Genomic DNA, 21228 nt, shown 5'->3' on the forward strand with positions numbered 1-21228 from the left:
AGGAAACGGCAGCGGCCACAGAACATTCACAGCCGAGCTTAGAACCGCCGCCGCCCCGCGTGGCACTGAAGCGGGGGCCGGCGACAGCAGCAAGTTGCGTTGTCCGGCGCATTGCGAAAGATTGTTTGCAGCCCCCCGGCCGCGCGGTCCTCCGCGGGCCCAGAACAGGCTGCTCAGCCCCCCGCCAAGCCGGGCCGGGTTTGGGAGAGGTCCGGCTCCATGCGCTGGCGGTTCAGGCCCAGGCAGCGGCATTCATCGGCTTGGCTCCAGGGCGGCGCCATCGACCACCGGCTCAGGAGGGTGGCGTTCGGCGTGCCACTGAACGCATGCCGCTGCACGGCAGCGAATGGCGTTCTGGCTGCGCGGGCGCGCAGTTTTCGGCGAGTGCACAGCGCTGGTGCACGCACCCGCACTCATCCGCAGGCGGCGCGGGCCGTGGTGGCCGGCATCAGGCTGCGTTGCATCAGGATCGTGTCCACATTGCGCCCGAACTTGCGGCCGACTTGCTCGAACACGCCGACGCGCCGGAATCCGGAACGCTCATGCAGACGGATGGAGCCGGCGGTTTCACCGTCGTCCACGATCACCGCCACCATCTGGCGCAATCCCAAGGATTCGCAGGCTCGCACGAGCGCATCGATCAGGGCCTGCCCCACCCCCTGGCCGTGGCATCCGCTGCGCACGTAGATGGAGGTCTCTGCCGTGCGGCTGTATCCAAGGCGCGGGCGATACCGGCTCGCATACGCATAGCCGACCACTTCGCCGCCTCTGAGCGCCACCAGCCACGGCAGCCCTTCGCGGCGCAGCGCATCGTGGCGGCGGTGCATCTCGGCCAGCGTGGGAACCTGTTCTTCCATGGTGCAGATGGCAGTCTGCACATAGTGGCCGTAGATGTCGCGCAGCGCTGGGACATGGGACGAAGCGGCCTCGACGATGACGGTGGTGGTGATGGGTGCGCAAGGCATGACGGGTGGGATGTGGATGGCATTCATGGCATGCATGGTGGAGCCTCTGACACAATAAGAGAAGTTGTCACACGCTCTTCACCGCATAAGAAAAATTATGGCCCTGCCCTTCACCTTCGATCAGCTGCAGGCGTTCATTCTGGTGCTGGACACCGGCAGCTTCTCGGCCGCGGCCGAGCAGCTCGGCGTGACCCAGCCCGCCGTCAGTGCACAGGTGCGCGAACTCGAGCGCAAGGCCGGCCTGCGCCTGATCGAGCGGGTGGGCAGAACGGTTGCCCCCACTGCCGCCGGCACGACACTGGCCGGGCACGCGCGTGGGCTGCTGGACGCCGGCATGCAGGCCGCCGCCGCGGTGTCCAGCCATGCAGACGGCGTTCAGGGCACCGTGCGGATGGGCACCGGCGCGACGGCCTGCCTGCATCTGCTGCCTGCGCTGCTGCGGCAGATCCGCTCGTCGCACCCGGCCCTGCACGTCGTCGTCACGACGGGAAACACCGACGACATCGTTCGCCGCGTGGAGCTGAATGCGCTCGATCTCGGGCTGGTGACCCTGCCGGTCGCCAGCCGTGCGCTCACGGTATCCACCGCGCTGACAGACGCGTTCGTGGCCGTCAGCGCCGTGCAGGCACCGGCACTGCCCAGAACCGTCACGCCCAAAAACCTGGCAGACAAGCCGCTCATCCTGTTCGAGCCTGGCACCAACACGCGCCAGCGGACCGAATCTTGGCTCTTGTCCGGCGGCGTACGCGCCCGGCCCACCATGGAATTGGGCAGCATCGAAGCGATCAAGCAGATGGTGGCCGCCGGGTTGGGATGCAGCATCCTGCCCGCCATGGCCCTGCGCGATGCAGATCGCACGGCCCTGCAGGTGCGCCCGCTGCGGCCCGCGCTGTCGCGCGAGCTGGGAATCATCATGCGGCAGGACAAGCCGCTGATGCGCGGCATGCAGGTGCTGGTGGCCGCGCTGCTGGCCAGCGCTGCGCAGGCTTGAGCCGACGGCGTGTGCGGCGCCGCTTCAGGCCCGGGGCCAGTGCCAGATCAGTGAGCGCTGTGTGCTCTCCATGTGCCGTCCTGGGCCACCGAGGCCACAAAGTCGGCGAAATCACGGGCCGGCTTGGCTGGACCGCTACATGGCCAACGACACCGATGCCGCCGGCGTCTTCACTCGCGCCTATGTGAAGGTCGTGCTGGAAACGGACTGGGAGAGCAGCGACAACCCCAAGGCAGCGCTGTCGATCTTCATGCTGACCGAACCCCAGCTCAGGCACGCCTGGGCCAACTGGTTCAACGCACGACTGGACCGGCACGACGCCACGGATCGAGACACCCGATTCGCACTGGTCAGGTTCGCGACGGACGGCATCTGGCTGTCTGCGCTCTCCGACATCGACATGCCCGACAGGCTGGAGCTGCGCGACCGTCTGCTCGAAGCGGCACAGCCTTGAGGCTCGGGCTCGCCAGGCAACCGCCCGCATCCATTTCCTTCAGCGTGCGGTGAGGCAACTTTAAAAAAGAACGCCCTGCCCCCGTGCCAGTGCCGGCCGGTACTGCGACAGGTCCAGCTCCACGCGCTGGCGGTTCAGGCCCAGGCGCCGGCACGCGGTGGCGAACCGCTGGCGCACCAGGTCGGCCCACAGCCCCGTGCCCTTCATGCGTGTGGCGAAGTCGCTCTGGTAGCTCTTGCCCGCCGCGCGGGCCTCGGCGCTCAGGCCGTGCAGGTCCTGGATGCGGGCCATCACGCGCGCCGCGCGCTGCGGGTAGTGCAGCGCCAGCCACTCGCGCATGAGCGGCGCCACCTCCCAGGGCAGGCGCACCACGGTGTAGAAGGCGGTCGTGGCGCCGGCGTCACGCGCGGCCTCCAGCACCTGTTCCATGTCTTCGGTGATGAACGGGATCTGCGGCGCAACGCTCACGCCCACCGGCACGCCGGCCTCGGCCAGCGCGCGGATGGTGCGCAGGCGCCGGTGCGGCGCGGCGGCGCGCGGCTCCAGGCGGCGGGCGAGCGCGGCGTCCAGCGTGGTGATGGTCACGTAGGCGGCGGCCAGGTGGTCGCGCGCCAGGGGGGCGAGCAGGTCGAGGTCGCGCTCCACCCCGCTCGACTTGGTGATGACCGAAAACGGATAGCGGGCCTCGCCCAGCACTTCGATCAGCCCCCGCGTCAGGCGCAGCTCGCGCTCCACGGGCTGGTAGCAGTCGGTGGCCGATCCGATGTTGAGCAGCTGCGGCACGTGCCCGGGCCGGGCCAGCTCGCCGCGCAGCACCTCGGCGATGTTGTGCTTGGCGATGATCTGCGTCTCGAAGTCCAGCCCCGGCGACAGGTTCAGGTAGCTGTGCGTGGGCCGCGCATAGCAGTAGATGCAGCCGTGCTCGCACCCGCGGTAGGGGTTGACCGAGTGCTCGAAGAAGATGTCCGGCGAGTCGTTGGCGCAGATGGCGCTGCGCGCGGTCTCCAGCACCACGCGCGTGGCCTGGGGCTCAGCAGCGTCCGGCCCTTCGCCGGGCTCGGCCCAGCCATCGTCGAAGGCGTCGCGCGCATCGCGCAGGAAACGGTGCGGGATCCGCGTCGCGGCGCCCCGCCCCTTGATGGCGTGCAGTGGGATCTGGAATTCGGACATGGACGGCGCCTCGGCTGCGGGCTGGGCCAGGGGCGGCGCCGGTTCGGCGCCTGCCTGCGGCCAGCCAAAAACTGTATATAAACACAGATATTAGCGCCGTTCGCTCGGGATGTCTTCCGCCCCTTCGCCGGGCGCCGTTCGCCCCGATGCCGTGGGCCTGCCCTGGCCAGGGCCGCCGCCCGCGGTCAGGCGGCCAGGGAGAGGCGGCGCAGCAGGCCGCGCAGGTGCATGCGCTGCAGTTGCACGTCCAGCGCCTGCAGCGCGCGGCCTTCCTCGGTGAAGCCCGTGATCCGGGCGCAGACCGGGCCGCCCTCCTCCTCCACGGCGGTGGTGCCCGTCAGCAGGCCGGCGGCGCGCAGCAGCTCGAAATGCTGGATTTCCTCGGGGTCGGAGGTGGTGAACGGCAGGGGCTGTTCCGCCACCTTGCCCAGGAACACGACGTTCATATGCGCACTTTCTTCACAGGGCTGGCGCGCGCACCGGCCGGAACTCGGGGATCGAATCCGTGGCGCCAAGGCTGCCGCCCTCAGGGAAGGCACACGGTAGGCCACAACGCGGTGCAGCACAAGCACGGCCGGACAGGAGGTCACGGTGCTGCGCTCGGCAACGGTTTGGGTGTTTTTGGCCTCCAGCACAATCAACACTAGGGCATACCGCTATTAATTTAATAGCAAAATGGAAAGAGGCCGCAACTGGTGCCCTCCCGCTGCGCCCATCCCGTGGCCCCTGCGTTGCGGGCCCGCCACCGCCGGCGTCGTGCCGATGCGCCGTTCGGCGCGCCGTGGCTCAGTCGGCCGCCACGGGTGGGGCGGCCGCCGGCCCCGGGCCGGTGAGCGCCATCAGCACGTCGGCATACCAGGCGCAGTTCAGGCCCAGCGATTCGTCCTGCACCAAGTCGCGGGTGCTCATGTCCATGCGGGTCGAGTGCACACCCAGCAGCTGCCACGGCAGCGGCGCCGGGCCCAGGCGCCGGCGCAGCACCGGGGCGCCGCTGCTGCCGCGGTGGGTGCGGGCATCGGTCAGGAAATAGCCCTGCTGCTGGAACCGCACGCCGTAGGCCGAGGCCACCGAGGCCGCGCGCACCACGGGCAGGCGGTGCACCGTGTCGTGAAACCCCAGCGGAAACCCGATCACGACCAGCGCATCGCCGACCTGGGGCGGATCGCCCACCGCCTGCAGGTGGCTGGCGTCGAACGCCTCGAAGACGCAGCCCTCGGGCAGGCGGGCGGTGTCGATCTCGATCGCGGCCACGTCCACCTCGCCCCCGCTGTCCACCGCCTGGCGCCACAGGCCCAGGCCGTCGCGGTACAGCGGCAGCGAGAACACGGCGACGCGCGTGAGGTCCTGCGGATGCAGGTGCAGGTCGATTTCGATGCGGTCCGGAAAATGGGCGCTGGGTGCGTCGGCCAGCACGTGCCGGCTCGTCACCAGGAAAAGCCGACCGTCGCGCCGGAAGAAGAACCCGCTCGCGCCCGTCAGCGAGCGCGGCCCGTCGAACGTGCTGATGCGCGTGCTGGTGAGCAGCACGGATTCGGTGGCCGGGGCCTGGGACTGCGCCACGGGTCCGGACTCGGACTCGGCCAGCGGCGCCGGCGTGCCAGGCAGCGCGGCGATCACGCCGTGCATGCGGGCGGCGTCGCGCTCGAAGGTGGACAGCACATGGTCGGAGATGGGGGCGTGGAGCATCACGGTCCGGGCCGCTTCGACGTGCGCGTCGAACGACCGCGCCAGGGTGCCGTGCGCCCCGGACGGCAGGGCATCGAGCAGGGCCGGCAGCAGCGCGTCGATGGCGATGAGGCTGCCCTTGAGTTCGCAGATGCGCTCGGTGACGTCTTGCAGGTTTTTCATGGGGATGCGCCTTCCAAAAAAAAGAAAACGCGGCCAGGGCCGCGTTTCGGGAGAGGTGCGGCCGGGGCGGACACCGCCCGGGCCTGGCGCCTTATTCGACGGCGCGGATGTTGGACGCCTGCGGTCCCTTTTCGCCTTGCGTCACTTCGAACTGCACGCGCTGGCTTTCCGCCAGGGTCTTGAAGCCGCTGCCACCCTGGATTTCGCGGAAGTGGGCAAACAGGTCCTTGCTGCCGTCATCGGGGGCGATGAAGCCGAAGCCCTTGCCATCGTTGAACCATTTCACGGTGCCGGTTTGTGTCGTCATATCGATTCCTTTTCAAGTTGCCGCGGCGCGAACGTGCCTGCGGCGCAGAGACGCCAAGAAAATCATCGATGGGATATTCGACAACATCCACCGGCAGGGCGCCGGCGGGCAACTGGGGAGCGACCTAGGGAGTGACGGTCTTGCACATGTCTACGCGACCCATGGTACACCCGTTCCCGCAACCGCCCTGGCGCAGCGACGCGCTCACGGCAAAAGCCGCTCGTACTCGCGCTGCACGAGCCGGTGGCATTCGCAGCTGCGGCGCAGCAGTCCATCGATGTTCATCACGGTGATGCGGCCACGGCGGTAGCGGATCAATCCGGCTTGCTGCAGATTCCCCGCCGCTTCCGTCACCCCTTCGCGGCGAACGCCCAGCATGTGGGCGATGAGTTCCTGGGTCACCACGACGTCCGGGCCGTCCAGGCGATCGAGGCTGGTCAGCAGCCAGCGGCACAGTTGCTGGTCCAGCGAGTGGTGGCGATTGCACACGGCCGTCTGCGCGATCTGCGCCAGGAGCGCCTGTGCGTAGCGCAGCAGCTGCCGCTGCCACGCGGCGGACCGCTGCAGCACGTCCAGCAGCGCATGGGCCGGCACGCGCCAGCCGCGGCCTGCGCACTGCACCACGGCGCGGTGGGGCATCGATTCGCCGCCCAGCACGATGCACGCGCCGACCATGCCCTCGAAGCCGACCACGGCGACCCCCGCGCAGCCGCCGTCTTCCAGGCGGTGCAGCAGCGAGACGATGGCGGTGGTGGGAAACACCGCATGGCCCACGCGCTCGCCCGGCTCGCCGAGCACCTGGCCCACGCCGAGGCTCACGGATTCGAGGTCGGGGTGCAGGCGCTGCCATTCGGCGTCGCCCAGTGCGGCGAGCAGGCGGTTGCGCCGGGGTTCTTCACGGTGGGGCATCGCATTCTCCAGAAAGCCGGATGCATCAGCGATGGAACAGCCACCGGCAACGATTCGCCCGGTTCAGTATAGGGTGCGGCCCGCGCACGGCCTGTGTGTGCCAGCGCACAGACAGGCGGGCGATCCGGCCATAGCCTCGCAGGCCAAGCGGCGCCAAGTCTTTCGCCGCCCTTGTTTGCTTTTCTTGCGCGCTCCCCCCATGCCCGCGCCGGTGCACCCACCGCCCGGCGGCATGCGATCACCCCCCACCTTTTCGGAGTTCCCCATGTCACAGCCTCCCTTTTTCCACGAAGCCTCGGGAACGGTGCGCTTCTGGGTCGAGGTCCAGTCGCAATGGGTCGGTGCCAGTGTCGGCAAGGATGCTCTGCACTACCGCTACAGCCCCGGCACCGCGGACGAGGACCCGATGGACACGTACCGCAGCCACGCCCCCGAGATCGAGGCCGCGGTGCGCCGCCGCGTGGACCAGGGCGCCATCGAGCCCGTGATGCTGCGCGAGTTCGACCTGCGCGCGCCCTAGAGCGGCCGGCCGCGCACCCGCGCCCCCTTCGCCCCGCCTTCCGTTGCCCGATCCGCCGTTCAGTCGCCTGGGCGCACCTCCGCCCACTGCCCACCGAAAGGCACCATGACCCCCTTCCTCCAACGCCTCTTTTTTCGCGGCAACGATGCCTCGCTGTGGTCCGGCTCGGCGCCGGTGCGCGGCGAACTGTTCGGGCTGGAGCGCCTGGAGCAGCACGCCCAGAGCCTGGCCGCCGCGCAAGCCGTCAGCGCCAGGCCCCCGGCCGTCGCCCCGCTGCGCCGGCGCCTGGACGACAACGCCCGGGTGCTGCTGGCCGCCTACCGTGCCAGCGCGGCCGAGCTGGAGGCGGGCCGGCGGGTCGTGCCCGCCGCCGAGTGGCTGCTGGACAACTACCACCTCGTCGAAAAGCAGGTGCGCGACATCCGGGGCGACCTGCCGGCCGACTACTACCGGCAGCTGCCCAAGCTCGCATCGGGCCCCTTCGCGGGCTATCCCCGGGTGCTGGGCCTGACCTGGGCTTTCGTGGCGCACACCGACAGCCATGTGGATGCGGGCACGTTGCGGGCCTTCCTGCAGGCCTACCAGCGCGTGCAGCCGCTGACCATCGGCGAGCTGTGGGCGGTGGCGATCACACTGCGCATCGTGCTGATCGAGAACCTGCGCCGGCTGGTGGACCAGATGACCGTGGGCCGCGCCGCGCGGGCCGACGCCGACCGGCTCGCCACGCATCTGATGGCCCTGGGCTCCGCCCGCTCGGCGCTGGACGAGGACATCGCCGCGCGGTCACCCCTGGCGCTGTCCGAACTGTTCGCCGCCCAGCTCGCCAAGCGGCTGCGCGACCACGACCCGCGGACCATGCCGGCGCTGGGCTGGCTGCAGGAGCGCCTGCAGCAGCAGGGCACCACCATTGACGAAGTGGTGTCGCATGCCCAGCAGCGCCAGGGCGCCTCCAACGTCACCGTGCGCAACGTGATCACGAGCCTGCGGCTCATGTCCGACATCGACTGGGCCGATTTGTTCGAAAGCGTAAGCCTGGTGGACGAGCGGCTGCGCGAAGGCAGCCACTTCGCCGCGATGGACTTTCCCACGCGCAACCTCTACCGCGACGCCATCGAGCAGTTGGCCCGCCGGTCCCGCCATTCGGAGCTGGATATCGCCGAACACGCACTGGCCGCCGCGAAGGCCGCTGCCAGCGCCCCGGGTGCAGAGCGCGGCGACGGCGCCGACGACCCCGGCTACCACCTCATTTCCGCAGGCCGCAGGGCACTCGAGCAAGCCATCGGCTTCCACGCGCCGCTGCACTGGCGCCTGGCGCGCCTGCGGGGCGAGCACAGCCTGCGCGGCTACGTGGGCGCCATCGCGCTGACCACGGGCGCGCTGTGCGCCGCGGGCTGGTTCGTGCTGCCCGTGGGTGCGGGTGCGTGGCTGACCGCACTGTGGCTGCTGGGCCTGCTGCTGCCCGCCTCCGAGGTCGCCACCAGCCTGGTGCACCGGCTGGTGGCCTGGCGTCTGGGCGCTGCGCCCCTGCCCGGGCTGGAGCTGGCCGGGGGCATCCCGGCCTCGATGCGCACCCTGGTGGCCATGCCCACGCTGTTCACCAGCCCGGCGGATCTGCTGGAGCAGATCGAGCGGCTGGAGGTGCACTACCTGGCGGGCGGCGAGGGCGACATCGCCTTCGCGCTGGTGGCCGACGGCGTGGATGCGCCCACGCAGGACCTGCCCTCCGACGCCGCCCTCGTCGCACTGGCCGAGCAGGCCATCGCGGCGCTGAACCTGCGCCACGGCCCTGCGCCGCAGGGGCCGCGATTCCTGCTGCTGCACCGACGCCGCCTGTTCAATGCGGCGGAGAACACCTGGATGGGGTGGGAGCGCAAGCGGGGCAAGCTCCATGAGCTGAACCAGCTGCTGCGCGGCGCGGCGGACACCAGCTTCGTGCCCACCCCGGCCGTGCCGCAGGGCGTGCGCTACGTGATCACGCTGGACGCCGACACGCGGCTGCCGCGCGACGCGGCGCTGCGCCTGGTGGGCAAGATGGCCCACCCGCTCAACCGCCCCCGGTTCGACCCGGTGTCGCAACGCGTCGTGGGCGGCTACGCCATCTTGCAGCCGCGCATCACGCCGTCGCTGCCCACCGGCAGCCAGGGCTCGTTCTACCAGCGGATCTCCTCCAGCCCGGGCGGCATGGACCCGTATGCGATGGCCATCTCGGACGTCTACCAGGACCTCTTCGGCGAAGGCTCGTACACCGGCAAGGGCATCTACGACGTGGATGCCTTCGAGGCATCGCTGCAGGGCCGGGTGCCGGACAACACCCTGCTGAGCCACGATCTCTTCGAAGGCACTTTCGCGCGCGCCGGCCTGGCCTCCGACATCGAACTGATCGAGGAAGCCCCGGCCCGCTACGACGTGGCCGCGCGGCGCCAGCACCGCTGGACCCGGGGCGACTGGCAGCTGCTGCCCTGGATCGCCGGCCACTGGAGCGGTCCCCAGGCCGTGTCCGCCGTGGGGCGCTGGAAGATGATCGACAACCTGCGCCGCTCGCTGCTGGCGCCATCGGCGCTGCTGGCGCTGGGCATGGCCTGGGCGATGCCCACGGCGCCCGCCGCCGTCGCCATGCTGCTGGTGCTGCTGGTACTGGCCATTCCTTCCTGCCTGCCGGTGCTCTCCAGCGCCTGGTCGCACCGGCCGGGCGTGCGGCTGCGCAGCCAATGGCGGGTGCTGGCCGCCGATGCGCGGATGGCCTGCGCCCAGACCGTCCTGGCCTGGAGCCTGCTGGCGGACCAGGCCTGGCGCATGGGCGATGCCCTGGTGCGCACGCTGGCCAGAATGTTCGCCACCCGCCGCCACCTGCTGGAATGGACGACCGCGGCGCAGTCCGGCCAGCGCCCCCGGCCGGGCGTGCGGGGCTTTTACCGGCAGATGGCCCCGGGCATGGCGCTCGGCCTGGCCGTGGCAATAGCTTCCATCGCGGCGGCGCCATCGCACTGGGCGGCCACGCTGGCGCTCCTGCTGCCGATGCTGTCGCTGTGGCTGGCGGCGCCCGCCCTCGCCGCCTGGGCCAGCCGGCCGCCGGGCACAGCCCCGCTGCTGGCACTGCAACCGGCGCAGGCCCTGGCGCTGCGACGGATCGCGCGACGCACCTGGCGGTATTTCGAGACCTTCGTGACGCCGGCGGACCACATGCTGCCGCCCGACAACTTCCAGGAAACGCCCCGGCCCGTGGTGGCGCGCCGCACCTCGCCGACCAACATCGGCCTGTACCTGCTGGCGACGGCCGCGGCGCGCGATTTCGGCTGGGCCGGCACGCTGGAGACGGTGGCGCGCCTGGAGGCGACGTTCGCCACGCTGCAGCAGCTGCAGCGTTTTCGGGGCCACTTCTTCAACTGGTATGGCACGGCGGACCTGCGCGCGCTCGATCCGCCCTACGTGTCATCGGTGGACAGCGGCAACCTCGCCGGCCACCTGATCGCCCTGGCCAACACCTGCGACGAGTGGCGGGCCCAGGACGGCCCCTGCACGGAAGTCCGCATGGGCATCGGCGACGCGCTGCAGCTGGCGCGTGCGGGCCTGCCGGGCCTGGCCAGCACGCGCGGCGTGCCCCTGGCGCAGCGCATGGGCGAGCTGCTGGACGGCATGGCCGCCCTGATCGATGGCCCCCTGCCGCTGCAGGAACTGGCGCCCGCGCTGGGCCGCCTGGCCGACAAGGCGGCCGGCGCGGCGACGCCGGCGGGCTCGGTGGACGGCGATCCGGGCGTGGACGAAATGCTGTTCTGGACCCGCGAGATCGCCCGCGTGGCCGCGGCGCACGCCGACGATGCCCTGGCGCCCACCTCGGCGCCGGCCCTGGCCCAGCGGCTGCAGGCGCTGGCCGGCACGGCGCGTGAGATGGCCCTGGCCATGGATTTCGCGTTCCTGATGGACCCGGAGCGCAAGCTGCTGTCCATCGGCTACGCCCTGGCGGAGCAGCGCCTGGACGAGAACTGCTACGACCTGCTCGGGTCCGAGGCGCGGCTGGCGAGCCTCTTCGCCATCGCCAAGGGCGATGCACCCACCCGCCACTGGTTCCGCCTGGGGCGTACTGCCACGCCGCTTGCGGGCAGCTCGGCGCTGATCTCCTGGTCCGGCTCGATGTTCGAATACCTGATGCCCTCGCTGGTCATGCGGGCGCCCGCGGGCAGCCTGCTGGAGCAGACGAACCGCCTGGTGGTGCAGCGGCAGATCGCGTACGGGCAGGCGCTCGGCATTCCGTGGGGCATCTCGGAGTCCGCCTACAACGCGCGCGACAGGGAGTTCACCTACCAGTACTCCAACTTCGGCGTACCGGGCCTGGGCCTCAAGCGCGGACTCGGCGACAACCGCGTCATCGCGCCGTACGCCACCGGCCTGGCCGCCATGGTGGAGCCGCGCGCGGCGCTGCTGAACTACGAGCGCCTGGCCGCCCTGGGGGCGCTGGGCCACCATGGCTTCTACGAAGCGCTGGATTTCACGCCCACCCGCCTGCCCGAAGGACAGCCGGTGGCCATCGTGCGCAACTACATGGCCCACCACCAGGGTATGACCATCGTGGCCCTGCTCAACGTGCTGAAGGACGGCCGCATGCGGGAGCGCTTTCACCGCGAGCCCATGGTCCAGTCCAGCGAGCTGCTCCTGCAGGAGCGCACGCCGCGCAACGTGGCGGTGGACCGGCCGCGCGCCGAAGAAGTCAAGGCCTCGCTGGACGGCGGCGTGGGCCAGCAGCCCACCGTGCGCCGCCTGGCTGCCGGAGCGCCGGGGCCGGTCACGCACCTGCTGTCCAACGGCAGCTACACGGTCATGCTCACGGCCGCCGGCGCGGGCTACAGCCGCTGGCGCGGGGTGGCGGTGACCCGCTGGCGCGAGGACGCCACGCGGGATTCGCACGGCAGTTTCATCTACCTGCGCGATGTGCAAAGCGCCCAGCTCTGGTCCCCCACCACCCAGCCCCTGGGCGCCAGCCACCACCACGGCGACGTGCTGTTCGGCGAGGACCACGCCACGTTCTCGCACCACGACAAGGGCCTGCTCACCACGCTGGACGTGCTGGTGTCCGGCGAGACCGACGGCGAAGTGCGCCGCATCTCGCTGGCCAACAGCGGGCGCCGGGCGCGCGAGATCGATGTGACCTCCTATGCCGAGGTGGTGCTGGCGCCGCAGGCCGCGGACGACGCGCATCCCGCGTTCTCCAAGCTCTTCGTGCTGACCGAGTACCTGCCGGAATTCGGCGCGCTGATCGCCACGCGCCGGCCGCGCACGCCGCACGAGCCGCAGGCATGGGCCGGGCATTTCGCGGTGCTGGAAGGCGAGATCACCGCGGCGCCCCAGTACGGCTCCGACCGCGCGGGCTTCCTGGGCCGGGGGCGCGAACCCGCCACCGCCGCCGCCGTGCTGCAGGACCTGCCGCTGTCGGGCGCTGTGGGCACGGTGCTGGACCCGGTGTTCGCCCTGCGCCAGCGGGTGCGCGTGGCACCGGGCGGGCTGGCACGCATCGCCTTCTGGACCGTGGTGGCATCGACCCGCGCGGGGCTGCTGGACCTGATCGATCAGCACCACGAGCGCAGCGCCTTCGACCGCGCCGCCACGCTGTCGTGGACGCAGGCCCAGGTGCAGCTGCGCCACCTGGGAGTGGACGGCGAGGAAGCCGCCGACTTCCAGCGCCTGGCCGCCCCGTTGCTGTATGCCGACCGTCGGTTCCGCGCCCATCCCGAGACCCTGCTGCAGGGCGCCGGGCCGCAGTCGGGGCTGTGGCCGCACGCGGTCTCCGGCGACCTGCCCATCGTGGTGCTGCGCATCGACGACATCGAGGACATGCCGCAGGTGCGGCAATTGCTCACGGCCCACGAATACTGGCGCATGAAGCAGCTGAGCGTGGACCTGGTCATCCTCAACGAACGCGCGTCTTCCTACGTGCAGGACCTGCAGGTGGCCATCGAGACCGCGGTGCGCAGCAGCCAGGCGCGCCCGGCCATGGCATCGGGACTGGCGCAGGGCGCGGTCCATGTGCTGCGGGCCGACCTGCTCGGGGTCCAGGGGCGCGCGCTGCTGCAGTCGGCGGCGCGCCTGGAGCTCGTCGCGCGCCAGGGTCCGGTCGCCGACCGGCTCGCCCGCATGGCGCCCCCCGCCCCGGGCGTGGGACCGGCCCCCGCCAGGCCGGCCTGGGCGCCGCCGCCCTCCTCTCCGGCGGTGGACACACCCGCGGCCGCGGCCGCCTCCGCGGACCTGGAATTCTTTAACGGCCTGGGCGGATTCGCCCTGGACGGGCGGGAGTATGTGGTGCGGCTGGGCCCGGGCCAGGCCACCCCGGCGCCCTGGATCAACGTCATCGCCAACCCGGGGTTCGGGTTCCAGGTGTCCGAGCGCGGCAGCACCTGCACCTGGTGCACCAACAGCCGCGAGAACCAGCTGACCCCGTGGTCCAACGACCCGGTGAGCGATCCGTCCGGAGAAGCGATCTACGTGCACGACGACGCCACGGGCGAGGTGTGGACCGCCACGGCGCAGCCCCTGGGCGACGATGGCCTGTACGAAGCGCGCCATGGCCACGGCTACAGCCGGTTCGCGCACGCGGCGCGCGGCCTGGGGCTGGAGCTGCTGCAGTACGTGCCCGGCGAGGACCCCGTCAAGATCTCGCGCCTCACGCTGCGCAACACCTCGGGCAGGGCCCGGCGCCTGACGGTCACGGCCTATGCCGAATGGGTGCTGGGCACCTCGCGCGGCGCGTCGGCGCCGTTCATCGTGACCGCGGTGGATGCCGGCAGCGGCGCCCTGCTCGCCCACAAGCCGTGGGACATGGCCTTTCCCGGCCGGGTGGCCTTCGCGGACCTGCGCGGGCAGCAGACGGCGTGGACGGCCGACCGCACGGAGTTCCTGGGACGCCACGGCGGGCCCGGGGCACCCGCCGCGTTCGCAAGCAACGACCCGCTGTCGGGCCGCACGGGCGCCGGGCTCGACCCCTGCGCGGCGCTGCAGTGCGTGGTCGAACTGGCTCCGGGGGCCTCGGTGGAGGTTGTGTCCCTGCTGGGGCAAGGCGACTCGCTGCAGGCCACGCAGGCGCTCATCGCCCGCTACCGCACCTGCGATCTCGATGCCGTGCTGGCGCAGGTGGCCGCAGGCTGGCGGCAAACGCTGGGCGCGGTGCAGGTGCGCACGCCCGACCGGGCCATGGACATCCTGCTCAACGGCTGGCTGCTCTACCAGACCATCGCCTGCCGGCTCTGGGCCCGGGCGGCCTTCTACCAGGCCAGCGGCGCCTACGGGTTCCGCGACCAGTTGCAGGACGGGATGGCGCTGCGCTTCACCCACCCGGAGCAGACCCGCGCGCACCTGCTGCGCGCCGCCGGCCGCCAGTTCCCGGAAGGCGACGTGCAGCACTGGTGGCTGCCGCACTCCGGCCAGGGCGTGCGCACCCGCATCTCGGACGACCGCGCCTGGCTGGCCTATGCGGCGGCGGAGTACGTCGCCACCTCGGGCGATCGCGCCGTGCTGGACGAAGCCGTGCCCTTCCTCGAAGGCCCGGCGCTGCAGCTTGGCGAACACGATGCGTTCTTCCAGCCCATGCCGTCCGGACAGTCGGCCTCGCTGTTCGAGCACTGCGCCCGCGCGCTGGACCAATGCATGGCGCTCACGGGCCGGCAGGGGTTGCCGCTCATCGGCACCGGCGACTGGAACGACGGCATGAACCGCGTGGGCGCCGAAGGGCAAGGCGAAAGCGTGTGGCTGGGCTGGCTGCTGATCCGCACCGTCGCCCTCTTCGCGCCACTGGCCGAGGGCCGTGGCGATGCCCGGGCCGCGCTCTGGCGCGCGCACGCGGAATCGGTGCGCGCCGCCATCGAAGCGGTCGCATGGGACGGCGCCTGGTACCGCCGCGCCACCTTCGACGATGGCACCTGGCTGGGCTCGCAGGACAGCGGGGAGTGCCGCATCGACGCCATCGCCCAGGCCTGGGCCGTGCTGTCGGGGGCCGCCGACCCGGCGCGGGCCGCCCAGGCCATGGATTCGCTGGAGCGGCATCTGATCCGCCAGGACGACGGGCTCGCGCTGCTGCTGGCTCCCCCGTTTGACCAGATGCCGCGGGACCCGGGGTACATCAAGGGCTATCCGCCCGGCCTGCGCGAGAACGGCGGCCAGTACAGCCACGCCGCCATGTGGTCCATCCTCGCCTTCGCCCAGCAGGGCGATGGCGACCGGGCCGCCGCGCTGTTCCGGCTGGTGAACCCCATCCTGCACGCCAGCACGCCGGAGCAGGTCGCCCGCTACCGGGTCGAGCCCTACGTGGTCGCGGCCGACGTCTATGCCGTGCCCCCGCATGCCGGGCGCGGCGGCTGGACCTGGTACACCGGTTCGGCCGCCTGGATGTACCGCGCGGGCATCGAAGGCATCCTGGGGCTGCGTCGCGAAGGCACGGCGCTGCGCGTGCGGCCCTGCATTCCTGCGGACTGGCCGGGGTTCGAGGCGACGGTCACCATCGGCACCAGCCACTGCGCGATCCGCATCACCCGTGCCCCGGATGCCGGCGGCCCGCCGCAGGCCTGGCTGGACGGTGTCTCCGTGCCCTGCGAAGACAGCGGCGTGCGCGTGCCGCTCGACGGCGGCGGGCACGATTTGCTGCTGACGCTCTGATCGCGGCGCGCCCCGTGCACCGAAGAAAGCCGCCCATACTGTATTTAAATACAGACACTCAGTACACTCTGGCCCACCATGGATTTCGCTCTGTGGCACAGTCGGAGGGCACGCCTGCAGGCAACCCGCCCGGCACTGCGCAGTGAACGCCCCCCCCAACCCATGAACACCGCTTCTCCCCACGATCCGGAGCCCCCGCTTCCGCCCGACACCGCCCTGACGCAGGCGTCCGATCCCGCGTCCGCCGCGGCCCTGCAGCGCCGCGTCGAGTGCGCACCGGAGTGGTTCTGCGCCTTCCTGGCGGGCAGCAACCGGGAGAAGAACCGCTTTCTCAAGGAACTGGCCACCATGAAGGGGTCGGTGACGTGGCTGGTGCAGCAGCGCCGCCAGGGGTTGTGGACGGCCGAGGAGCGCGACCGGCTGCGCAGCGTGATGCGCTCGGCCTCGTCGGTCAGCCCTTACCTGCTGGTGTGGGTGGTGCCCGGCTCCATGCTCATCCTGCCGTTCATGGCCTGGTTCATCGACTGGCGCCGCCGCGGGCGCGAAGTGGCGAAAGACCCCGCCTGAGCGTCATCCCGGCTTGGCATGGTGGAGCCCCGAGCCTGAGCGCTCGGGCCCACCGCCGGGCCTGATCAGCCGAAGCGCCCGGCCGCGAACGCCACCACCACGCCGGTGCCCACGAGCCCGGCCTGCCAGCGCAGCGCCACCGTCCACGACGGCACGTGGTGCTCCACCCGCCAGTACAGCAGGCGCCCCGCGGCCAGCGACAGGCCGAAGGCGGTGGCCATGCCCAGCAGGTTCATCGCGGCGGAGTTCCGCCAGGCCTGCTGGAACGCGGCATTCACCAGCAGGCACACGGGAAAGTGCACGAGGAACACCGAATACGACATGCGCCCCAGCCGCTCCAGGGGATGGGGCACGGCACTGGATGCCCCGGCAGGCCAGCGCGCCGACAGCCAGGGCTGCCCCCAGCGCAGCCAAAGCACCAGCACCAGCGCAGCCACCCAGGCCACCGCGATGCGTTCGCGGAACTCCACCGCCAGCGCCACCACCCCCAGCGCAGCGATGGCCAGCAGCCCCGCCCGCGCACGGGGCGCGCGCACGGTCCAGCACGCCAGCATGCCCAGGCCATACGAGCCGAAGAAATAACAGGCCCACATGTCCAGGCCCGGCTCGCGGTTGAGCCACAGCAGGGACAGCGCCGTGCCGGCCAGCACCAGCGCCTTGCCCAGGCGCTCCGCCTGCGGCCGGCTCACGCCCGGCCAGCGGCGCACGGCCGAGAACAGCAGCGCCGCCAGCGCGAAGAGCTGGAAGTCGATGCCCACGTACCAGACCCCGGCGGACAGCGCCTCCTCGCCCACGATGTCCTGGATCATCAGCGCGTTCGCCACCAGCTGGGCGGGGCTGGGCTCGCCCGGCACCGAGGGGTGGTCCAGGAAGGGCCGTACCGCGGCGGAGGCCAGCACCGCCAGCACCAGGGCCACGGCGTAGGGCACGGCCAGCCGCACGAACCGCCGGCCGATCTGCTCGGAGGCGCTGTCGAAGCGCGCCGCGCCGGTGGGCGCCAGGCTGGCCGCGGCCAGGTAGCCGCCGAGGACCAGAAACACCTGCACGGCCATCCGCCCATGCTGGGACAGCCACGCCATCACCTGCGGCATCAGCGGCAGGGCCACATCGGACATGGGGCCGTAGAAAACCAGGTGGTGCGCGACGATGGTCGCGCAGGCCAGGCCCTTGACCGTGTCGATCAGGGAACTGCGGGAGGCGGAGGACATGCGGAAACCGGCGAGGGACGAACCATGGAACGGGCCGCGCGGCAAAGTGCCCGCTGGCCCGCAAAAAAGCGCTCCCGGCACTGCCATGCGGCAGCGCCGGGAGCGCGGGGGTCGAAAAGTATAGCGTCCCGGGCCGGGGGAGCCGGCCCGGCGGCGCGGCTCAGAGGACGGCCAGGCGGCCCCGCGCGGCCTGGTACTCGCGGCGCAGGCGGGCCACGAGGTCGGCCGCGCCGGTCACCTCGGTGATCGCGCCGATGCCCTGGCCGCAGCCCCAGATGTCCTTCCAGGCCTTCTTGGCGTCGCCGCCGAAATTCATCTTGCTCGGGTCGGACTCGGGCAGGTGGTCGGGGTCGAGCCCGGCCGCGCGCACCGAGGGCGCCAGGTAGTTGCCGTGCACGCCCGTGAACAGGTTGCTGTAGACGATGTCGTCGGAGTTGCCGTCCACGATGGCCTGCTTGTAGGCCTCCTGCGCCCGCGCTTCGTGCGTGGCGATGAAGGCCGAGCCGATGTAGGCGAAGTCGGCCCCCATGGCCTGCGCGGCCAGCACGGCGCCGCCCGAGGCGATCGCGCCGGACAGCGCCACGGGGCCGTCGAACCACTGGCGGATCTCCTGGATCAGCGCAAAGGGGCTCTTGACCCCCGCATGCCCGCCCGCGCCCGCGGCCACGGCGATGAGGCCGTCGGCGCCCTTCTCGATCGCCTTGTGCGCGAACTTGTTGTTGATGATGTCGTGCAGCACGATGCCGCCCCAGCCGTGCACGGCCTGGTTCACGTCCTCGCGCGCGCCCAGGCTGGTGATGACGATCGGCACCTTGTACTTGGCGCAGACCTGCATGTCGTGCTCCAGTCGGTCGTTGCTCTTGTGCACGATCTGGTTGATGGCGAACGGGGCCGACGGCCGGTCAGGGTGCGCCTTGTCATGCGCCGCCAACGCCTCGGTGATCTCGGCCAGCCAGTCGTCCAGCTGCTCGGCCGGGCGGGCGTTGAGCGCGGGCATCGAGCCCACGATGCCCGCCTTGCACTGCGCGATCACCAACTGGGGGTTGCTGATGATGAACAGCGGCGAACCGATGACGGGCAGCGAGAGTTTCTGAAGCGCCGGTGGCAACTGGGACATGGACGGTCTCCGGGGTGGGTATTAATGATGAAAAACAGCCCCAGCACATATTTCTCTAGGGCATTCAGCTATCGATTCAATAGCAAGCAAAACAGCCAGAGGGGCGTCAGAACGCCTCGGGCGCCAGCGCGGTCACGCTGTCGGCACCTTCCACGATGGCATCGCGCAGGCCGCCGGCCTTGACCAGGATGTGGTCCGCGTAGAACTGCGCGGTGGCGATCTTGGCGCGCAGGAACGCTTCGTCCTGTCCCTCTGGCAACAGCCGCTGCGCGGCCAGCAGCGCGCGGCCCATCTGCCAGCCCGCCACCAGGTTGCCGGCCAGCATCAGGTACGGCACGCTGCCCGCATAGGCGGCATTGGGCTGGGCCTTGGCGCTGGCGGCGATGAAATCCACCACCTCCAGGAACGCCGCGCGGGCCTGGGACAGGCGCCGGGCCACGGCGCGGGCGGCGGGCGTGCCGCTGGCGTCGAGTTCGCCCTCGGTCGCCGCGATCTGCGCGGCGATGGCCTTGGCCGTCTGCCCGCCGTCGCGCGCCGTCTTGCGGCCCACGAGGTCGTTGGCCTGGATGGCGGTGGTGCCTTCGTAGATGGTGAGGATCTTCGCGTCGCGGTAGTGCTGCGCGGCGCCGGTCTCCTCGATGAAGCCCATGCCGCCGTGCACCTGCACGCCCAGGCTGGTGACCTCCAGGCTCATCTCGGTGCTGTAGCCCTTGACCAGCGGCACCATGAATTCGTAGAACGCCGTGTTCTGCCGGCGCGTCTCGGCATCGGGGTGGTGGTGCGAGGCGTCGTAGGCGGCCGCGGCCACGGTGGCCATGGCGCGGCAGCCTTCGGTGTAGGCGCGCATGGTCATGAGCATGCGGCGCACGTCGGGGTGGTGGATGATGGTCGCGCTGGCCTTCACGCTGCCGTCCACGGGCCGGCTCTGCACGCGGTCCTTCGCGTAGCCCACGGCCTGCTGGTAGGCGCGCTCGGCCACCGCGATGCCCTGCACGCCCACGGCGTAGCGGGCCGCGTTCATCATGATGAACATGTATTCGAGGCCGCGGTTTTCCTCGCCCACCAGGTAGCCCACGGCGCCGCCGTGGTCGCCGAACTGCAGCACCGCGGTGGGCGATGCCTTGATGCCCAGCTTGTGCTCGATGGAAACGCAGTGCGCATCGTTGCGCTCGCCCAGGCTGCCATCGGCGTTGACCAGGAACTTGGGCACCACGAACAGGCTGATGCCCTTCACGCCCTCGGGCGCGCCCTGCACGCGCGCCAGCACGAGGTGCACGATGTTGGCGGCCATGTCGTGCTCGCCATAGGTGATGAAGATCTTGGTGCCGAACACCTGGTAGGTGCCGTCGCCCTGCGGCTCGGCGCGCGTGCGCACCAGCGCCAGGTCCGAGCCGGCCTGCGGCTCGGTGAGGTTCATGGTGCCGGTCCACTCGCCGGTCACCAGCTTTTCGAGGTAGGTGGCCTTGAGGTCATCGCTGCCGGCCGTGAGCAGTGCCTCGATGGCGCCGTCGGTCAGCAGCGGGCACAGCGCGAAGCTCAGGTTGGCGCTGTTGCACATCTCGATGCAGGCCGCCCCGATGGTCTTGGGCAGGCCCTGGCCGCCGAAATCGGCCGGGTGCTGCAGGCCCTGCCAGCCGCCCTCGGCGTACTGGCGAAAGGCCTCCTTGAACCCCGGCGTGGTCGTGACCACCCCGTCCTTCCACGACGACGGGTTGCGGTCCCCCACGACGTTCAATGGCGCCACCACGCCCTCGTTGAAGCGGGCGCATTCCTGCAGCACCGCCTGGGCGGTATCCAGGCCAGCATCCTCAAAGCCGGGCAACTGGGCCACCTGCTCGATGTTCGCCAGGTGTTTGATCGCGAACAGCATGTCCTTGACGGGGGCGGTGTAACTCATGGAAGAAGTCTCCGGAGGCAAAAAATGTCGGAAAAAAAGGCATCGCAAGCGATGCCTTCCGGGGAACGGGGCCGCGCGTTCAGAGCGCCTTGACCAGTTCCGGCACGGCCGTGAACAGGTCGGCCTCCAGGCCGTAGTCGGCCACGCTGAAGATCGGCGCTTCCGGGTCCTTGTTGATCGCCACGATCACCTTGGAGTCCTTCATGCCCGCCAGATGCTGGATCGCGCCCGAGATGCCCGCCGCGATGTACAGCTGCGGCGCCACGATCTTGCCCGTCTGCCCCACCTGCAGGTCGTTGGGCGCGTAGCCCGCATCCACCGCCGCGCGGCTCGCGCCGATCGCCGCACCCAGCTTGTCCGCCAGGGGCGTCATCACTTCGTTGAACTTCTCGCTGCTGCCCAGCGCCCGCCCGCCCGAGACGATGATCTTGGCGGCGGTGAGCTCGGGGCGGTCGCTCTTGGTCACTTCGCGGCCCACGAAGCTGCTCTTGCCGGAATCGGCGGCGGCGTCAGCCTTCTCGACGGCGGCCGAGCCCCCCGTGGCGGCCGCGGCATCGAAGCCGGTGGTGCGCACGGTGATGACCTTGGTCGCATCGCTGCTTTGCACGGTGGCGATGGCGTTGCCGGCGTAGATGGGGCGC

15 protein-coding genes are annotated in these 21228 nt (G+C 70.9%); 5 read left to right on the forward strand and 10 right to left on the reverse strand.

Going from position 1 to position 21228, the window contains the following annotated elements; all coding sequences use genetic code 11:
* Positions 1 to 413 precede the first annotated feature (413 nt).
* The gene (locus AVAK2825_RS12690; RefSeq protein WP_284398974.1) at positions 414 to 1001 is read right to left on the reverse strand and encodes a GNAT family N-acetyltransferase; all 588 of its coding nucleotides are present in this window, start codon (positions 999 to 1001) and stop codon (positions 414 to 416) included.
* Positions 1002 to 1062: 61 nt separating this feature from the next.
* On the opposite strand from AVAK2825_RS12690, the gene AVAK2825_RS12695 reads away from it, so the two are divergent.
* Both AVAK2825_RS12695 and AVAK2825_RS12700 read left to right on the forward strand, forming a co-directional pair.
* Positions 1063 to 1956 (forward strand): LysR family transcriptional regulator, encoded by an 894-nt coding sequence (locus AVAK2825_RS12695; protein WP_284398976.1) that lies wholly within the window; start codon positions 1063 to 1065, stop codon positions 1954 to 1956.
* Between the two features lie 139 nt (positions 1957 to 2095).
* On the forward strand, positions 2096 to 2410 hold the full coding sequence (locus AVAK2825_RS12700) for a hypothetical protein (protein ID WP_284398977.1): 315 nt from the start codon (positions 2096 to 2098) through the stop codon (positions 2408 to 2410).
* A 60-nt stretch (positions 2411 to 2470) separates the two neighbouring features.
* On the opposite strand, the gene AVAK2825_RS12705 is transcribed toward AVAK2825_RS12700, so the two are convergent.
* The 5 genes from AVAK2825_RS12705 to AVAK2825_RS12725 form a co-directional block, all read right to left on the reverse strand.
* Positions 2471 to 3580, reverse strand: a complete 1110-nt coding sequence (locus AVAK2825_RS12705) for a PA0069 family radical SAM protein (RefSeq protein WP_284398980.1) — start codon at positions 3578 to 3580, stop codon at positions 2471 to 2473.
* A gap of 185 nt (positions 3581 to 3765) precedes the next feature.
* Entirely contained in the window at positions 3766 to 4026 is a 261-nt protein-coding gene (locus AVAK2825_RS12710; RefSeq protein ID WP_272568362.1) for a hypothetical protein, read from the reverse strand.
* Between the two features lie 340 nt (positions 4027 to 4366).
* The gene (locus AVAK2825_RS12715) at positions 4367 to 5428 is read right to left on the reverse strand and encodes a S1 family peptidase (protein ID WP_284398987.1); all 1062 of its coding nucleotides are present in this window, start codon (positions 5426 to 5428) and stop codon (positions 4367 to 4369) included.
* A 91-nt stretch (positions 5429 to 5519) separates the two neighbouring features.
* Positions 5520 to 5735 carry a transcription antiterminator/RNA stability regulator CspE gene (gene cspE, locus AVAK2825_RS12720; protein WP_272552015.1) on the reverse strand — a complete coding sequence of 72 codons (216 nt, stop codon included), beginning with the start codon at positions 5733 to 5735 and terminating at the stop codon, positions 5520 to 5522.
* 204 nt (positions 5736 to 5939) lie between these two features.
* Positions 5940 to 6644 (reverse strand): Crp/Fnr family transcriptional regulator, encoded by a 705-nt coding sequence (locus AVAK2825_RS12725; protein ID WP_284398999.1) that lies wholly within the window; start codon positions 6642 to 6644, stop codon positions 5940 to 5942.
* A gap of 265 nt (positions 6645 to 6909) precedes the next feature.
* Between AVAK2825_RS12725 and AVAK2825_RS12730 the strand changes: the two genes are divergently transcribed.
* The 3 genes from AVAK2825_RS12730 to AVAK2825_RS12740 all read left to right on the forward strand — a co-directional run bounded on the left by AVAK2825_RS12730 (position 6910) and on the right by AVAK2825_RS12740 (position 16365).
* On the forward strand, positions 6910 to 7164 hold the full coding sequence (locus tag AVAK2825_RS12730; protein ID WP_284399001.1) for a DUF1488 family protein: 255 nt from the start codon (positions 6910 to 6912) through the stop codon (positions 7162 to 7164).
* 105 nt (positions 7165 to 7269) lie between these two features.
* Entirely contained in the window at positions 7270 to 15798 is an 8529-nt protein-coding gene (locus tag AVAK2825_RS12735; RefSeq protein WP_284399006.1) for a glycoside hydrolase family 94 protein, read from the forward strand.
* Positions 15799 to 15960: 162 nt separating this feature from the next.
* On the forward strand, positions 15961 to 16365 hold the full coding sequence (locus AVAK2825_RS12740; RefSeq protein WP_272568355.1) for a hypothetical protein: 405 nt from the start codon (positions 15961 to 15963) through the stop codon (positions 16363 to 16365).
* Positions 16366 to 16430: 65 nt separating this feature from the next.
* Here the strand turns inward: AVAK2825_RS12740 and AVAK2825_RS12745 are convergent, their stop codons facing one another.
* The 4 genes from AVAK2825_RS12745 to AVAK2825_RS12760 form a co-directional block, all read right to left on the reverse strand.
* Entirely contained in the window at positions 16431 to 17573 is a 1143-nt protein-coding gene (locus AVAK2825_RS12745) for an acyltransferase family protein (RefSeq protein ID WP_284399010.1), read from the reverse strand.
* A 160-nt stretch (positions 17574 to 17733) separates the two neighbouring features.
* Complete coding sequence (locus AVAK2825_RS12750) at positions 17734 to 18690, reverse strand: NAD(P)H-dependent flavin oxidoreductase (protein ID WP_284399013.1); 957 nt, start codon at positions 18688 to 18690, stop codon at positions 17734 to 17736.
* A gap of 106 nt (positions 18691 to 18796) precedes the next feature.
* Positions 18797 to 20587, reverse strand: a complete 1791-nt coding sequence (locus AVAK2825_RS12755; protein WP_284399016.1) for an acyl-CoA dehydrogenase — start codon at positions 20585 to 20587, stop codon at positions 18797 to 18799.
* Positions 20588 to 20666: 79 nt separating this feature from the next.
* Positions 20667 to 21228 (reverse strand): electron transfer flavoprotein subunit alpha/FixB family protein (locus AVAK2825_RS12760; RefSeq protein ID WP_284399019.1); only part of this gene is annotated, 562 nt, incomplete at its 5' end.

Origin of the sequence: Acidovorax sp. SUPP2825, from assembly GCF_030158995.1 — a bacterium.
Taxonomy (GTDB): Bacteria; Pseudomonadota; Gammaproteobacteria; order Burkholderiales; family Burkholderiaceae_C; genus Paracidovorax.

Excerpts from the sequence above, each read along its gene's own strand:
- AVAK2825_RS12690 (WP_284398974.1), bottom strand. The coding sequence starts at position 1,001 with ATGCATGCCATGAATGCCATCCACATCCCACCCGTCATGCCTTGCGCA.
- AVAK2825_RS12735 (WP_284399006.1), top strand. The coding sequence starts at position 7,270 with ATGACCCCCTTCCTCCAACGCCTCTTTTTTCGCGGCAACGATGCCTCG.
- AVAK2825_RS12700 (WP_284398977.1), top strand. The coding sequence starts at position 2,096 with ATGGCCAACGACACCGATGCCGCCGGCGTCTTCACTCGCGCCTATGTG.
- AVAK2825_RS12755 (WP_284399016.1), bottom strand. The coding sequence starts at position 20,587 with ATGAGTTACACCGCCCCCGTCAAGGACATGCTGTTCGCGATCAAACAC.
- AVAK2825_RS12750 (WP_284399013.1), bottom strand. The coding sequence starts at position 18,690 with ATGTCCCAGTTGCCACCGGCGCTTCAGAAACTCTCGCTGCCCGTCATC.
- AVAK2825_RS12725 (WP_284398999.1), bottom strand. The coding sequence starts at position 6,644 with ATGCCCCACCGTGAAGAACCCCGGCGCAACCGCCTGCTCGCCGCACTG.
- AVAK2825_RS12730 (WP_284399001.1), top strand. The coding sequence starts at position 6,910 with ATGTCACAGCCTCCCTTTTTCCACGAAGCCTCGGGAACGGTGCGCTTC.
- AVAK2825_RS12710 (WP_272568362.1), bottom strand. The coding sequence starts at position 4,026 with ATGAACGTCGTGTTCCTGGGCAAGGTGGCGGAACAGCCCCTGCCGTTC.
- AVAK2825_RS12705 (WP_284398980.1), bottom strand. The coding sequence starts at position 3,580 with ATGTCCGAATTCCAGATCCCACTGCACGCCATCAAGGGGCGGGGCGCC.
- AVAK2825_RS12695 (WP_284398976.1), top strand. The coding sequence starts at position 1,063 with ATGGCCCTGCCCTTCACCTTCGATCAGCTGCAGGCGTTCATTCTGGTG.
- cspE (WP_272552015.1), bottom strand. The coding sequence starts at position 5,735 with ATGACGACACAAACCGGCACCGTGAAATGGTTCAACGATGGCAAGGGC.
- AVAK2825_RS12745 (WP_284399010.1), bottom strand. The coding sequence starts at position 17,573 with ATGTCCTCCGCCTCCCGCAGTTCCCTGATCGACACGGTCAAGGGCCTG.
- AVAK2825_RS12740 (WP_272568355.1), top strand. The coding sequence starts at position 15,961 with ATGAACACCGCTTCTCCCCACGATCCGGAGCCCCCGCTTCCGCCCGAC.
- AVAK2825_RS12715 (WP_284398987.1), bottom strand. The coding sequence starts at position 5,428 with ATGAAAAACCTGCAAGACGTCACCGAGCGCATCTGCGAACTCAAGGGC.